Source organism: Caldalkalibacillus mannanilyticus JCM 10596 (genome assembly GCF_000615945.1).
Classification (GTDB): domain Bacteria; phylum Bacillota; class Bacilli; order Caldalkalibacillales; family JCM-10596; genus Bacillus_AT; species Bacillus_AT mannanilyticus.
Genome location: NZ_BAMO01000004.1, coordinates 82,064 through 96,657 on the forward strand (window position 1 = coordinate 82,064; position 14,594 = coordinate 96,657).

Genomic DNA, 14,594 nt, shown 5'->3' on the forward strand with positions numbered 1-14,594 from the left:
TTATCCACTTTCTTTCGTTGGAGCTTCCTTTTGCATCCTAAACATATAGAAGGAGGCACAGAAAATAACAAGATAGCCAAAGATACTGATTAAATCTGGAAGCTGTTTGAAGATGATTAAGCTCAGAATGGCAGCAAATACAACACTGGAATAAAAGAAAATGGATATCTCACGTGCTGGTGCGTATTTGTAGGCATGGTGACACCAAATTGTCCAAGTGTGGCAAAAAGACCTGCTAGTATTAGAAAAGCTAACTGACTTCCTGTCATTGGTTTATATGTAAGAAATACAAATGGGAGCATAGCGATGACAGAGAAAAAAGAAAAGTAAAAGACGACCGTATAGGGCTTTTCTCTAGAACCCAAAATTCTTAAAATGGTGTAGGCTAAAGCAGCAAATACCGCTCCTAATATTCCAGCTAGGTAAGGAATCATTTCAAAGTCCAATTTAGGCTTAATGACAAACAATGTTCCCGCAAAAGCAATCAAGACAGCAGTAAGCTGGTAGGTTTTCACCTTTTCTTTTAGAAAGACAGCGGCAAAGATAATGAGTAAGAAAGGACTTAATTTATTTAGCATCTCTGCATCGGACAAAATGAGATGGTCAATGGAATAGAAATTAAGAATAACTCCAATTAATCCAAACACGGAACGAAGAACAAGCCACTTTTGGTTTTCTCTTTTGCCAAAAAAGCTTTCCCTATAATAGATAACCAAACCAAACGCAATGATACATGAAATAAGATTGCGGAATAACGTTTTTTGGACTGTCGGCAAATCTCCGGAGAGCTTGATAAAAGCGGCCATTAAAGCAAATCCAAAACCAGATAGCAGCAGAAGAAATATGCCTTTATTGCGATCACTCATGATGACACTTCGATGACACTTCACGTTCTTATCTTTCATTAATGATTCCCTTCCTTTCATTAAAACTTTACCAAATAAAAAAGGAAAAATGAAATCATTTGCTTTAGACTGGGTTTAATTTACTCTGTAATTATGAAGGAAATGAACACGATTAGTCCTTCTCTATATTCATGCTATAATTAGGTTAGACGCAAATGAAAAAACGGATGAATGAAATGAAAAATGAGAGAAGAGATTATGCGATCAAAGGAAGCATATGAAATAAGTGAAGGGAGATCAATATGAAGGTAGCTATTTTCGATTTTGACGGTACATTATTTCCTGAAGAAACATTTCCTTTAATGATGAATCACTTGAAAAATCACCCAGTACATAACAAAAGGTATAAAAGGTTTATGGTCAGAGCCCTCCCTGTATATGCAGCCTATAAATGCAAGCTTTACCCCGAGCAAAAAATGAAAGGTCAATTGATGCAATCCTATTTATCTTCTTTTGGTGATACCTCTCAACATGTTATTGAAGAATTTTTCCACGAGATGGGGGAAGGAATTCGGAAAAACCTAAGTAAAGCTGTGTTGGAAAGGCAGGAACAGCATAAGAAGGAAGGTTATTATACAATGCTTGTTTCTGGTGCCTTTGAGCCACTTCTTCACTCTGTTACAAAAAACCTTACTTTCGACTCTATTATTGGAACAGGCATTCCATTTAACCAAAACAAGCTGGACAGGCGTTCGAAGGTCATACATATTCATGGCAAACGAAAAACAGAGAAAATCTATGAACAGCTGGGAAATAGGGACATAGATTGGGATAATAGTTTTTGTTATGGAGACAGTTATTCGGATTTGGATGTACTTCAATTAGTCGGTAATCCCGTTGCAGTCAATCCAGATCCTCGTCTGTTGAAAATAGCACAAGAACAACGGTGGAATGTAGTAAACTGATTAAAGTATAGATAACCTAGAGGAGGCTTTACATCATTGAACTGGTTTTTAGAGTTATTTAAAGGCAAAGATAAAAGTATTGAATTCAATGAATTTATACTATCCTTAAAGGAGATTAACATACCTCAAGACATCATAATCGAGGCTCTATATATTATCAAAATGATAATGAGAGAAGTAGAAGAAGTGGATGAGGCAAGAATCCTAAATAAAACGATCAAAACGATAGAAAATTGGAAAGTTACAGAAGTATTGACTGAGGAAGAATGGAAAGCAATTTACACTAGACGTTCTAAAGAAATTGAAAAACTATTACATGACTTCTTGATTGAATCTGAGATGAGCCTTGAAGAACAGACACAACATATTGAGCATTTTCATCCTGATGCTATTAAGAGTGAATATGTTATGACCCATGTAATAGCGGAAGGTATTCATAAATTTGTTCGGATTTTTGGAACTAGGTAAGTTAGATGAAAAAAACAGCTAAAGTGATAATAAATACTTTAGCTGTTTTTTAGTTTATACAACATAAGCCTTACAAAAACGAAGAAAGCCCCCTATTGGCAAGCTTTTGAATTAGTTCTGCCATCTCTTTAGGTGATTCTTTTGACCCGTTTTTCAACCAAATTTGGATGACATGAATACTTCCATTTACTATATACTGACTCAGGTATTCTACATTGTGAGGAAGTGTATTGCTTTCGACCGTCCATAATTTATTAAAGTGCGTATGGGCAAGCATCATCACTTTTCTTTGAAAAGATGGGGCACCATGCTCACTGAATAAGGTTTCACAGCTCTCACGGTTTTCAACAAGATACTCCAATACCTTTTCGATCATTTGGTAGTTTTCTTCCTCAATTGAGTAGCTGTAAGTGGATAAAGCTTGGTTCAGATCCTCAATAATATCATCTTCTACTTGATGAAGGAGATCATAGAGATCAGTAAAATGGGAATAAAACGTGGAACGATTGATATCGGCATGTTCACAAACCCCTTTTATGGTTATATTAGCTAAGGGGATCTCTTGCAGTAGCTTTATAAAACTATCTTTTAGGACCATTCGTGTATATTGTTTGCGTCTGTCTATTTTTACACTCATCAATTTTCTCCCTTTTGTATACTAAACCAACATATTGAAGCTCTTTGCTGGTTATTTAACAAATTATAATAAACTGTTTGTTGAAAATCAAACACAGTGTCTTTATAATTTGAAATTAGTTAGGTTTTAAAGGGGGTGTTCTTTTGAGAGATATGGCTGAACTAATAATAAAAAGTAAAAAATCAATTGTTGTTATTTTTACTATGTTGACAGTGCTCAGTACGATTGCACTTTTTTTTGTTTCCGTTAACTATAACATGAACGACTATATACCAGAGCATTCTCCATCCACAAGAGCCATAGATGTGATGGAAGAGGAATTTAATCAATCCCTTACGAACTCACATGTGATGTTAAAAAATGTATCCGTCCAAGAAGCGCTTGCCTACAAAGACAGGTTAGCTGAAATAGATGGTGTTTCTGATGTGGTCTGGCTAGATAAGATCATTGACTTAAAAATTCCATTGGAGATGGCAGATCGTGATGTAGTGGAGTCATACTATTTGGATAACCATGCACTCCTTTCCTTAACGATACGAGAGGGGGATGAAGTAGCTGTTACGGATGCCATTTATGCGCTTATAGGAGAAGAGAATGCCTTGACAGGTGCAGCAGTGGAAACAGCTGTTTCTCAGAAAATGTCCTTCAGCGAATCATTAAATGCAGCTTTGTTATTAGTTCCTGTGATTATTATTATTTTGATCCTATCCACAAGATCGTGGATTGAACCCATACTATTTCTTACAGCGATCGGTGTTTCTGTGATCATCAACCTAGGAACAAATATTTTTCTCGGGAACATATCCTTTGTTACTCAATCGGTCAGTCCAGTGCTACAATTAGCCGTTTCCTTAGATTATGCCGTCTTTCTCCTGCATAGCTTTGCTTATTTTCGTCTGAAGATGGAGAATCCTGAAGAGGCGATGAAGCTTGCGATGAAGAAGTCGTACCCAGCTATTGCTGCCAGTGCTGCCACAACGTTCTTCGGATTTCTGGCACTTACCTTTATGCAGTTTGAAATTGGAGCCGATTTAGGTATTAATTTAGTAAAAGGCATTTTACTCAGCTTTATAAGCGTTATGGTATTTTTACCAGCCTTAACATTGTTATGCTATAAATGGATTGACAAAACTCAACATAGACCTTTATTGCCTTCTATTAAATCGATTGGCAAGAAGGTCATTAGTGTAAGAGTGATTAGTTTATTCGTTGTATTCCTTATCATAGTTCCTAGCTTTTTAGCACAAAAGGAAACAACATTCGTTTATGGAATTGGTGAACAACCAGAAACAACACGCTTAGGAAGCGATATGATAGCCATTGATCAGGTGTTTGGAAGATCTACACCTATTGTCTTACTAGTTCCAAAAGGGGATGTCGCTAAAGAAGTACAGCTCGAACAAGATTTACTTAAAGTGGATCGTGTAAAAAGCGTGATTTCGTATAATCAATCGGTCAGTCCAGCTATCCCACCTGAGTTCCTACATGAAACCATCAGGGAGCAATTTCATTCTGAAAACTACAGCCAAATCATTCTGTACACAAATACGAAGACTGAAGGGGAGATTGCCTTTCAAGTAGTAGAAACAGTTCTAGATATTACTACTTCCTATTATGGAGATGAATATTATGCGCTTGGTGAGAGCGTGTCCTTGTATGATATGAAAAAAATCGTTTTAAAGGATAATACCGTAGTTAATACATTAACGGTTCTAGCTATCGGTATCGTTTTATTGATTACATTTAAATCCATATCGATCCCCATTATTCTGTTACTGACAATCCAATCAGCTGTTTGGTTCAATTTAGCTATTCCCTATTTAACAGACACCTCGTTAGTTTTTATCGGTTATCTGGTTGTGAGTACGGTCCAATTTGCAGCAACGGTAGATTATGCCATTCTTTTTACCGAAGATTATCTCCAGAACAGGAAAGAGATGACAGCACGACAAGCTATTCAAAGGACTTTAGATGAAAAGACATTCTCCATTTCCATTTCCGCTGTCATATTATCTAGTGTCGGCTTTATCCTATGGTTTACTTCTACGAATCCTATTGTGTCAGCCATTGGCTTACTCATTGGCAGAGGAGCCATGCTTGCCTTTATCGTTGTTCTCTTTTTCCTGCCAGCAATATTGCTTGTATGTGATAAAGTGGTGGGTACAACAACTTTACGATCCAATTTTTACAAGGAGGGGAGATCATAATGACAAAAAAAATAGTGCTCGTTTTTATAGTTAGCTTGCTCGCATTTCCTTTATATATAGGAAACGCTCAGCAAAATTTGGGAATACAGGATTCAACCGATGAAGAACAAGGAGATCCTCATTCCGAAGGAGAAGCGGCTTCCAAGGATGAGGTTGTCTATGGCAAACTAAGTCCCACAGGTGAACTAAGAGAATTATATGTGGTGAATATGTTCAATGTCACGACATCTGGTACCTTCCTTGATCATGGAAACTATACCTCCATAAGAAATTTGACTGACCTAACAGAAATGGAACAGGAAGGGGATCAAGTCCAATTCCAAGCTTCGCCAGGCTGGTTCTACTATCAAGGAAATATGAATGATGCTGTATTGCCTTGGAATGTAGAGATTACCTATAGGCTCGATGGAGAAAAGATCTCACCAGAAAATCTTTCAGGAAAAGAAGGGCGTTTACTATTATCAATCCAAACGTCAAAGAATGCAAAAGTAGACCCTGTTTTTTATGAAAACTATACTATGCAAATCTCTTTGACGCTTGATACAGACATTATTAGCAATATCGAAGCACCTGAGGCAACCATAGCAAATGTGGGTAAAAAGAAACAAGTAACCTATACCATCATGCCTGAAAATGACGGTGCTATCCATTTACTTGCCGATGTAGTAAAGTTTGAAATGGAAGGGATTGATATAGCAGCCATTCCATTATCAATGTCCATAGATAATCCAGACATCGGGGAAATGAAAGACGAAATGCGCAGCCTAAGTGAAGCTATAGCCGAAATCAATAAAGGGGTCATTGATTTAAAAACAGGTGTATCGGAGCTAAATGAAGGTATTCAACAATTAAACAATGGTTCTAAAGAATATAACTTAAGGATGACTGAGATCAAAGAAGCTTCTTCAGAAATCAACAAAGGCTCGAAAACAATTCACGAATCGCTTGTCTTGTTATCCGAAAAGCTTAATGGAGCATCTTCTGAAAAAATGGATCTGAAACAGTTGTCTCAATTGCAGGGAGGCTTAGCACTTATTGCAGATGGGCTTATCGAAATAGCAGATGGATTATCCCTTTTACAGAAAAATTTTTCTACTGCCTATACCACATTAGATGGAGCGATGAATGGTATTCCAGCCCCTTCTGTGACAGAAGAAGAGATTCAACAATTATATGCTAGTGGAGCAAATCAAGAGATTATCAAGCGCTTAGTCGAAGTCTATGGTGCAGCTCAAAAAGCAAAGAGTACCTACGAACATACAAAACAAGCATTTAAGGCGGTGGATACAACTCTAGGAAGAACGAGCGATGCTCTCTATGACATGAACAACAATGTAACGATCATTTCTCGTGATCTATCCACAGCATTGGAAGGTATGGAAGGACTTGACGCATTAAGAGAATTAGAAGAGGGAATCAACCTTCTTGCTACGAATTATAACGAGTTTCATTCAGGTTTAGTATCCTACACAACGGGAGTTTCTCAGCTTGCAGACGCCTACAATGAGTTTCATTCAGGATTTAACGAAATGGCTTCTGGAACGATCCAACTCGAAAACGGTGTAGGGGAGCTTGCTAATGGTACTCAAGAATTAGCAAATGCAACTAAGGATTTACCTGATAAAATGCAGGAAGAGATTGCTACAATGATGGAAAACTATAATTATTCTGATTTTGAAGCTGTATCCTTTGTATCTCCTAAAAATAACAACATTCAGTCTGTTCAATTTATCCTCAAAACAGAAGAGATTAAGATACAGGTAGAAGATAAGATCGATGATGCGGAAGAAGAGATTTCGGGGTTTTGGCAGCGATTATTTGGATTGTTTTCCAAATTTAAGAAATAGAAACTTATCGTGCTAAACCAGAAGATCATAATATCTAAGCTATAGTTGTAATTATAGGTTGATCTCTTGTAATAATTATTGTGTGCTCATGTTGAGCACACAAGCTATTATCAGGGACACATAAAGTCCAACCATCAGGACTTTTGACTGCATACTCTGCTCCAGTTGACAAAAAGGGCTCAATAGTAATGACCATACCTTCTTTCAGTACACGTTTATCATCTTTTCTATAAAAAGGAAAAATATCGTTAGGTGCCTCATGTAGAGATTTCCCAATACCATGACTACACAGATTCATAATTACTTTGTACCCACTTTTCCGGGCTTCGCTTTGGATAATCCTCCCAATTTGATTCAATTTTACACCATGTCTAAGCGAAGAAATAACCTTCATCATGGTATTGTGTGTATGCTGACAAAGTCGCGTTATAGAAGTGTTATATAAAGGAACTTGGAAGGAATGTCCTGCATCGGCAAAATAACCACCCAGTTCAGCGGATACATCAATATTTATTAGGTCACCTTCTTGGACCTTTCGATCCCCTGGAACTCCGTGAGCAATCTCTTGATTAATACTAATGCATGTTTCACCAGGAAAGTTATAAGACGTCTTCGGTGCAGATACCGCTCCATATTTTTTTAAAAATCTTCCCCCAATGTCATCTAATTCTTTAGTCGTCATTCCGATATGCGTCTGACGTTTCATCTCACTTATTGTCAATGCAACAATTTTGCCAATTTCCTTTAGCCCATCAATATCGCTCTTACCTCCAACCGTCATATACAGAGCCCTCCATTCTTTTGATATTCATATTTTACCACATTACCAGCTTAAGATTCAGAGCTTTAAGCACTACTTAATAAAAGGAGCTTGTGCAACGTCTTCCGCCAAATCTGCTCCTCAATTGCATTTATTTTGCTTGTGACTTAAGCGATACATTGGTAAAATTAAGTCAAAAAGTGTTTCTTGATAAAGATACTTGACAACATGGTAGAGATTAAATTTGAAATTCATGAAACGATAAAAACCACCTCAGAGGGATCAAAAGGGTGGGGGACATTATTGATTGAAAGAAGTAATTGAAATGAGGAATCTGCTTAATGTTTGGAGCTTTATTAAATAGAAACGCCATCTTAGGGGGACATAATGAAGAAACAATTTTTATCCATGATAACGATAACGACAATTTTATTGACTATGAGCGGTTGTCAAGTAATTGAAGAATTCAAAGAAGGCTATGAGCAAGAAATGAAGAAACAAGAGGAGATACAACAAAAAGTAGAGAAGTCAAATATACCTCCATTAACAAAAAACGAGTATGTCAGTGAAATTGTAACTTTACAAACAGAGTTGAAAGATTCGTTTACTGCTTTTGGAGAAGCAATGGAGACATTGACAAGTTCTCAAGAGATAGATCATGCACTTAATAAAGTAAATCAGATTAGAGAAATCGTTGATAAGTTTGAGATACTAAATGCTCCAGATGAATTCAAAATTCCACAGGAAGAGTTCTTATTAGCTATGGATTTATTCCGAAAAGGCTTAGATAAAATGGAGGAGTACTTAACAGTGACAGGTCAACCCTCTACTTATGAGGAAGCTGCTGAGTACCTATCTGAGGCGCAAGACCACTATAGCTATGCTTTTGCAGTGATAGATCTTACAGAAGATCTTCCAGTTGTTGGCGGAGACGGAACTTTATCATCCAGTGACTTAGAAGCATTAGATAATATTGCAGGGATGGATCGTCGTAGCGTTCTTTTAAATATCTCAAAAGACGGCCATGAATTAGTTGGAAAATGGGGATTCTTTAATGATGATGGTACTTTTAATATATCTATCGTTATTCATGAGAATGGTCAATATGAAGGGTATGGAAATGGAAAATACCCAAATGACCCCATGGAAGGAACATGGAATTATAACTATTTAAAACGAACTCTTGTATTTGACCATGTGGGAGATATTCGTTCATTTAATATGGATGTTCAATCATTCAAAGACAATACGATTCGCCTAATGGATTTAGATTCTCTGAGAACGTTCGACTACGTTAAAGAAGGTCAATAGTTAAAATGTGTGAAACTTTAGTTGGATTTCACCTTATTAAAAAACCAAATCATAGCTGTGATAGCTCATACTGTTTACTTTCAGGATCATGAGCCATGTCAATGGATAGAGTAGGGCAGGTCGAACAGTTGTCATTATTCGATAGGGGCAGTACAAAAAGTCAGTGGAGCTTCAGTAATTGAAGCTCTTTAAATTATTCCCTTTCAATTTTCTGTTAAATAGAAAGATATTAAACAAGTTAGAATGGAGGTTGTTCATAATGAAATGGGAACAAATTCGCGAAAAATATCCTGAGCAATGGGTACTTTTTGAAGATATGATGTACCAAAAGTTAGATGTTCTACGAGGTACGTCATAAACCTCTCATTCTAGTTTACATAATATATATTATCGGACGTTTGCAATTTTTAAAGATTAAAAAATGTGCTTATACGCTGTAGACCTCCATCAGGTGGAATTTTCACTCCACCTGATGCTTTAGAACCAATTAAAACTAATATCTACAGATGCTTAGTAAGATTATAAAACATAGGAAGCTTGGCAGCCCTTCGAATAACTTGAAAAGCAACATTTTTCGGAACAGTCCTCCCTTTATTCTTGGCTGGCTCATTAAGTATATGGATTAATTCAACTGATAACTCACCTAGCTTTTTTTCAAGTTCCTTTTTATCTTCCATAGCGGCAATACTTCCATTATGCTTTTTTAATGCATCGAGAATTAGATGTAGCTTTAATATAAAGTTTAATCAAAAACGTTCAACAAACCCCATATTCTACGGCACAAAAAAGAATCCATTTTGAAAAAAGATTGATCAAAATGGATTCTTATCCAGTAGATTTAAGTTTAGTTTTTATAAAAAAGTATGATCATCTCTGTGATCCTTCCTCCATTAAAGCGCCCTTTTGCGGAATAACCACCAATCCTTGTTTGTCATTCGTATGATGTATTGAGCTCTCGTTCTTCGTTAGCTTAACGAAGAGACCTTAATTTTTCTTGTTTGAGTTTATTATTTGCTTTTCATTTTTAGACAAAATCCAGTCTGCAACCAATCGCTGCTGCTTTTTTCAAACCGTCTTGTCCTCTCTTCATATCAGTCTATGAACGGGGCGGGAAGGCTGCCATAAAGAAAGAACGGAAGCCGCGTTTTCCGCGCAGCTTCTGTCCCGATTTTCCGGACAACTAACTCAAATATCGATTTCGGATGACCCCCATGTGATGAATCTCGTGTCCTGCGATGCCGTACGCGAGGGCACGCGCCGTAATGCTTGCGTTGTTGGCTGTGCCTTTGCGGGACCACGCCTCCGCCGGTAACCCACGCAGCAGTGTGATCGTCGATTGCCGTACGGCCCGGTAGTCTTCGGCCAATTGCGCGGTTGTCCAGCTTCCGAAAGGAGGCATGAACAATTCCTGATCGAAACCGGACAGAGGCGTCTGGTCCCCTCTTGCGAACCGGAGGAGGCGGTAGGTCATGACGCGTTCTCCGTCTGCGATGTGGCCCACGACTTCTTTTAGCGTCCATTTGCCTTCCGCATACCGATAGGCGCCATGGCTCTCGGTCAACGATGCCAGCAACTCGGTCATTTGCTTTTCCTGGGCAAGCAGAATGTCGATGATGTTGCCATCCGGCACCAACCGGATATACTTTCCGAAGTCCCCGGCATATTCTTCTTCTGACGGTCTTTGATTCATGCGTAATCACCTCTCTATGGAGTTATAGAAAATTAAAATGCTCTTTCCAATGCTCTACCGCGATTTTTTTGCGAATTTCGTAATTTCGGCATGTATAATGAATTCGCGAAAGGATAAAACTTTCCTTCCAATAATTAAGTGTAAGCAACCACTTAGTTGGTCGGTGGCCACGCTAAACTACCCTTTAACTTAATAATAATCATCTCAATTTTTCATAATTTCCACAATAAGTTATTCAATATAATGGCCCGTTTGCTGAATAAAAAAATCCTGCAATACAGGATTTTTGATCAAACATTTACAAACGGTTCGATTTTTTCAAAACGGTGCAGGGAAAAGCTTCGCAACTTTTTTATAAACGTCGTGAATTTATTTTAAACATCGCATCTTTTTTATAAACATCACGACTTTATTTCAAATCAACATTAGATACATTAGATACGACTGTTTTTCGTCTAGCCGTTCGGCAATAATCCAGTCCCACAGTACATAGGTTTCAGGATCTAAGGAGAATTCTCTTAATAGATTAATATAATACTCCAATCTTTCTACTTTTTGCTCCAATGTTTCTTTCATTATATCGCCCCCCATTTCCTCCCTTTATTTTCATTTGATACCACGAATTATTTCCTTCTCATTATTTTTTAAATATTCCATATCATCTAAATATAGATTAAGATGACCATTTTCTATATGTAACTGAAAATCTTTATTACCATTATTGGCTTCAGAACGCATAAAGTCTATTAGACTCTGTAAACGTTTTATTAAAACACTAGTAAAAGACTCTTTTTCTTCAGAGTTTACTCCATAAGTATCCAGAAACAACCTTGTCTTTCTTATTTGTTCCTTTAAATTGCCGTAACAATCTGGATTATTAGGGTTTTTAAAAGGCACCCATCGGTAAATGGCATAGGCTATATCCCACATTTTCGATCCTGGATGGAGAGTATCAAAATCAATTATGCCTGTAGCTTCATTCTTTATTACAGTAACATTATAAGGCGCAAAATCTCCGTGACACATTACTTCAATAGGATAAGATGCGGGTAACATCCACTGCTTATCATTTGTAAGTCGTGATAAGTATCTTTCACTATACTTATGAAACTGCAATAATAATTTCGAAGTGGACACTAGCATTGAGTCACTTAACATCTCTTCAGGTAATGGATAGTGAAAAACATGACCCGGTAAAAAAGAAAGTACTTCCTCTCCTTTTTCATTTATACCATATGGTTTTGGCACAAAATCAGCACCTTCTTCACGAATAAATTGTAAAAAGTCATGTATATCCTTTGTCCATTTGTTAGAAGGTCGTACAACCGTTTCTTCTACTTTATGAATTTTACCGCTTCTACACCTGTGAGCTCTTCCCTATGTTTCATATATACCCTCCTACCTCTCTCCGTGTTCATGATGGATTGTGATTTCATTTGAATCCGCAATGCAATTTACTTTTTTTGCTCAATTCTATATTTCTTATAAAATTCTCTGTGTTCTTTGCCGTTTAATACCTTACCTTCTTTTGTTATATAGATTATTTCTCCAGGCTTACTTCGTTCAAACTCTCTTCTTGCTTCGGCTGCAATTCTCTCAGACTCTTCTATACTAATCACTCCATATGCAGAGTTTCTTTTCTTGTCTTCAGACTCATTTGATATCTCAATATTTCTTTCATTATCCGTATTATCAAAAGTAATTATAATTGACATCAATATCATACTGACAGTTAGTACAGTTAAACAAATTATTAGCCATTTAACCAATTTTTGCAACTCCTTTACCTAGTTTTTGTCTTAACAAATGGCAGGAAGGGATAAAAACCTTAGCTGTTCATTTACTATACCTACCAACGATTGCTGACCACGTTCAACCTTCAATTCCATTATAAGGCACTTTTCCTGAGCATGGAAAGCGTCTTTTTAGTGGAATAATAGATTGACCTAACTCCATTATTTTGAAATAATTGTAATAAGTAATTGGGTAGTAGGATTGTGGAGTTATGTAGATAGATAGGAGTTTTTATAATGACAATAAGGACAAAAATCATTTCAATTGCAGCTGTGTCTGGTGGAGGGAAAACTACAATAACAAAGAAATTAGGCGATAAATTGAATAATTCAAAAGAATTGTTTTTTGATGATTATGACTTTGAAGATTCACCAGAAGATTTAATTAATTGGGTGAAAAAAGGAGCTGATTATAACCTATGGAATTTGGAGCCTCTACTTTCAGATATTGATTTATTAATAAATTCTAAGGAAGCACCCTCTTACATATTGCTCGACTACCCATTCGCATATAAGAATGATAAAATGAAAAAACTTATTGATATTTCTATTTATATTGACACTCCTTTAGATGTAGCAATGGCTAGGCGTATTATTAGAGATTACAAAAATAATTCAATAACAGAAATACATAACGATATAAATTTTTATCTGAAGAATGGGAGAATAGCTTATTTAGAAATGGAAAATACAATAAAACCCAGTTCAGACACTGTTATAGACGGAACATTTTCTCCTGATAAAATTGTTGAGCTTATCATAAAGGAAATAAGAGATAGAGAATTATAGATATTCCACAAACGGGCGCTAATCTGGAATATGAATTTGATTGATTTTGGTCTTTGATACCATATTTCACTAACCTAGTTAATAAAAGAAAATACTTATGCTAGAGATTTCTTCTCTATGAATTGATAAATAACTGTTGTTATAGTATTCTAAGGACATGGAGATGTACGGAAGGAGCATGGATTTCAATGGGAGATATCCTTTAATGGCTAAGTAATTTAATGAATTTATTTTTCCCCTATTATTCTTAAGGGGCAATTTTTCATTTTTTTAAACCATTATAGGATCGCTGGGTTCATGTACTATAAAGTAGACTTCCATCAGATGTTTTTTGACTCTATCTCATGGGAGCCCGCCCTTATCAGGTTCTTCGCTTAAAACCTGATAAACACACCAAGTGAATGCCTATTTTAGGTATTCTTTTTTTATTTGGTAAGCATACGTCTCCAATAGTACTTTGTGCAGGCTGTCCATGAGGAGTAGATATTATGAAACGATTAATGAATAAGATTGCGATTGTTACTGGCGCTAGTCGGGTAAATGGCATAGGAACTGCAATATGCCGAGAATTAGCCAGAGAAGGTTCAGACATTTTTTTCACCCATTGGTCAAAATATGATCGGATGATGGATTATTTTATTAATGATGATTCCGATTGGTCTTGGCATCTTATGGAGGAGATTCGCAGCTTTGGCGTGCGATGCGAATCAATGGAAGTTGATCTATCGAAGCCTGACGCACAAAAAAAACTACTTGATAAAGTTAATGAGAAACTAGGTTCTCCATCCATTCTTGTAAATAATGCAACACATTCGGTTGACGTAGATTTTCGGTCTATCAATGCCGATATTTTCGATGCTCATTATAACGTAAATGTAAGAGGTTCGTGTCTTTTAACTGCTGAATTTGCGCGTCTAATAGAAGGAAAACATGGTGGTCGAATTATTAACATGGTGTCCGGTCAAGACAAATCACCTGAGCCGGGCAACTTGGCTTATGTTTCAACAAAAGGGGCTGTTTCGGCATTTACTAAATCAATCGCTCTTGAATTAGCACCACTTAAAATCACAGTTAATGCTGTAGATCCTGGTCCAACTGACAGTGGGTGGATGAACAGTGAGCTGAAGGAATCTTTATTACCGAAATTTCCTATGGGTCGAATCGGTGAGCCTAGAGATGCTGCAAAGTTAGTCGTCTTTTTAGCAAGTGAAGAATCCGAATGGATAACAGGACAAATTATCCACTCAGATGGCGGTTTCTGGTGATTTAACGTGTAATCAAC

Annotated in this window: 16 protein-coding genes; 7 read left to right on the plus strand and 9 right to left on the minus strand. The window is 36.8% G+C overall.

Annotation, left to right across the window (positions count from 1 at the left end):
* Together JCM10596_RS31135 and JCM10596_RS23605 are read right to left on the minus strand one after the other, a co-directional pair.
* Positions 1-210, minus strand: coding sequence for an EamA family transporter (locus tag JCM10596_RS31135; protein ID WP_369345594.1), 210 nt, complete (start codon positions 208-210; stop codon positions 1-3).
* Complete coding sequence (locus tag JCM10596_RS23605) at positions 123-905, minus strand: DMT family transporter (protein ID WP_369345591.1); 783 nt, start codon at positions 903-905, stop codon at positions 123-125. Before JCM10596_RS23605 ends, JCM10596_RS31135 begins: the two co-directional genes overlap by 88 nt.
* A 242-nt stretch (positions 906-1,147) precedes the next feature.
* Between JCM10596_RS23605 and JCM10596_RS03405 the strand changes: the two genes are divergently transcribed.
* Positions 1,148-1,810, plus strand: a complete 663-nt coding sequence (locus JCM10596_RS03405) for an HAD family hydrolase (RefSeq protein ID WP_025025935.1) — start codon at positions 1,148-1,150, stop codon at positions 1,808-1,810.
* A 36-nt stretch (positions 1,811-1,846) separates the two neighbouring features.
* The gene (locus tag JCM10596_RS03410; protein ID WP_025025936.1) at positions 1,847-2,278 is read left to right on the plus strand and encodes a hypothetical protein; all 432 of its coding nucleotides are present in this window, start codon (positions 1,847-1,849) and stop codon (positions 2,276-2,278) included.
* 70 nt (positions 2,279-2,348) lie between these two features.
* Here the strand turns inward: JCM10596_RS03410 and JCM10596_RS03415 are convergent, their stop codons facing one another.
* Complete coding sequence (locus JCM10596_RS03415) at positions 2,349-2,915, minus strand: TetR/AcrR family transcriptional regulator (protein ID WP_025025937.1); 567 nt, start codon at positions 2,913-2,915, stop codon at positions 2,349-2,351.
* A 152-nt stretch (positions 2,916-3,067) separates the two neighbouring features.
* Here JCM10596_RS03415 and JCM10596_RS03420 point away from each other — a divergent pair, with 152 nt between their 5' ends.
* Both JCM10596_RS03420 and JCM10596_RS03425 read left to right on the plus strand, forming a co-directional pair.
* On the plus strand, positions 3,068-5,122 hold the full coding sequence (locus JCM10596_RS03420; RefSeq protein WP_081791894.1) for an efflux RND transporter permease subunit: 2,055 nt from the start codon (positions 3,068-3,070) through the stop codon (positions 5,120-5,122).
* Positions 5,122-6,969 (plus strand): X-X-X-Leu-X-X-Gly heptad repeat-containing protein, encoded by a 1,848-nt coding sequence (locus JCM10596_RS03425; protein ID WP_034680391.1) that lies wholly within the window; start codon positions 5,122-5,124, stop codon positions 6,967-6,969. The genes JCM10596_RS03420 and JCM10596_RS03425 overlap by 1 nt, the downstream gene beginning before the upstream one ends.
* Before the next feature lie 34 nt (positions 6,970-7,003).
* Here JCM10596_RS03425 and map read toward each other — a convergent pair whose 3' ends face one another.
* Positions 7,004-7,750 (minus strand): type I methionyl aminopeptidase, encoded by a 747-nt coding sequence (gene map / locus JCM10596_RS03430; RefSeq protein WP_025025940.1) that lies wholly within the window; start codon positions 7,748-7,750, stop codon positions 7,004-7,006.
* Positions 7,751-8,116: 366 nt separating this feature from the next.
* On the opposite strand from map, the gene JCM10596_RS03440 reads away from it, so the two are divergent.
* Entirely contained in the window at positions 8,117-9,040 is a 924-nt protein-coding gene (locus tag JCM10596_RS03440) for a DUF3994 domain-containing protein (RefSeq protein WP_025025941.1), read from the plus strand.
* Between the two features lie 500 nt (positions 9,041-9,540).
* Here JCM10596_RS03440 and JCM10596_RS29405 read toward each other — a convergent pair whose 3' ends face one another.
* The 5 genes from JCM10596_RS29405 to JCM10596_RS03470 form a co-directional block, all read right to left on the minus strand.
* Entirely contained in the window at positions 9,541-9,717 is a 177-nt protein-coding gene (locus JCM10596_RS29405; RefSeq protein ID WP_159102302.1) for a hypothetical protein, read from the minus strand.
* 503 nt (positions 9,718-10,220) lie between these two features.
* Positions 10,221-10,730: a DinB family protein gene (locus tag JCM10596_RS03455; protein ID WP_025025942.1), complete on the minus strand. Its 510-nt coding sequence runs from the start codon at positions 10,728-10,730 to the stop codon at positions 10,221-10,223.
* A 414-nt stretch (positions 10,731-11,144) separates the two neighbouring features.
* Complete coding sequence (locus JCM10596_RS29050) at positions 11,145-11,306, minus strand: DUF1878 family protein (protein WP_148302498.1); 162 nt, start codon at positions 11,304-11,306, stop codon at positions 11,145-11,147.
* A 30-nt stretch (positions 11,307-11,336) separates the two neighbouring features.
* Positions 11,337-11,978, minus strand: a complete 642-nt coding sequence (locus JCM10596_RS23610; RefSeq protein WP_081791882.1) for a phosphotransferase — start codon at positions 11,976-11,978, stop codon at positions 11,337-11,339.
* Between the two features lie 206 nt (positions 11,979-12,184).
* Positions 12,185-12,499, minus strand: coding sequence for a hypothetical protein (locus tag JCM10596_RS03470; RefSeq protein ID WP_025025943.1), 315 nt, complete (start codon positions 12,497-12,499; stop codon positions 12,185-12,187).
* A 261-nt stretch (positions 12,500-12,760) separates the two neighbouring features.
* On the opposite strand from JCM10596_RS03470, the gene JCM10596_RS03475 reads away from it, so the two are divergent.
* Both JCM10596_RS03475 and JCM10596_RS03480 read left to right on the plus strand, forming a co-directional pair.
* Positions 12,761-13,312: a nucleoside/nucleotide kinase family protein gene (locus JCM10596_RS03475; protein ID WP_025025944.1), complete on the plus strand. Its 552-nt coding sequence runs from the start codon at positions 12,761-12,763 to the stop codon at positions 13,310-13,312.
* Between the two features lie 488 nt (positions 13,313-13,800).
* A complete protein-coding gene (locus JCM10596_RS03480; RefSeq protein WP_025025945.1) occupies positions 13,801-14,577 on the plus strand; it encodes an SDR family oxidoreductase in 777 nt (258 codons plus the stop codon).
* The last annotated feature ends 17 nt before the right edge of the window (positions 14,578-14,594 follow it).

Bases quoted from the DNA above. Each gene is read 5' to 3' on its own strand.
- JCM10596_RS23605 (WP_369345591.1), bottom strand. From the start codon at position 905: ATGAAAGATAAGAACGTGAAGTGTCATCGAAGTGTCATCATGAGTGAT.
- JCM10596_RS03405 (WP_025025935.1), top strand. From the start codon at position 1,148: ATGAAGGTAGCTATTTTCGATTTTGACGGTACATTATTTCCTGAAGAA.
- JCM10596_RS03415 (WP_025025937.1), bottom strand. From the start codon at position 2,915: ATGAGTGTAAAAATAGACAGACGCAAACAATATACACGAATGGTCCTA.
- JCM10596_RS03420 (WP_081791894.1), top strand. From the start codon at position 3,068: ATGGCTGAACTAATAATAAAAAGTAAAAAATCAATTGTTGTTATTTTT.
- JCM10596_RS03425 (WP_034680391.1), top strand. From the start codon at position 5,122: ATGACAAAAAAAATAGTGCTCGTTTTTATAGTTAGCTTGCTCGCATTT.
- map (WP_025025940.1), bottom strand. From the start codon at position 7,750: ATGACGGTTGGAGGTAAGAGCGATATTGATGGGCTAAAGGAAATTGGC.
- JCM10596_RS03440 (WP_025025941.1), top strand. From the start codon at position 8,117: ATGAAGAAACAATTTTTATCCATGATAACGATAACGACAATTTTATTG.
- JCM10596_RS29405 (WP_159102302.1), bottom strand. From the start codon at position 9,717: ATGGAAGATAAAAAGGAACTTGAAAAAAAGCTAGGTGAGTTATCAGTT.
- JCM10596_RS03455 (WP_025025942.1), bottom strand. From the start codon at position 10,730: ATGAATCAAAGACCGTCAGAAGAAGAATATGCCGGGGACTTCGGAAAG.
- JCM10596_RS29050 (WP_148302498.1), bottom strand. From the start codon at position 11,306: ATGAAAGAAACATTGGAGCAAAAAGTAGAAAGATTGGAGTATTATATT.
- JCM10596_RS03475 (WP_025025944.1), top strand. From the start codon at position 12,761: ATGACAATAAGGACAAAAATCATTTCAATTGCAGCTGTGTCTGGTGGA.
- JCM10596_RS03480 (WP_025025945.1), top strand. From the start codon at position 13,801: ATGAAACGATTAATGAATAAGATTGCGATTGTTACTGGCGCTAGTCGG.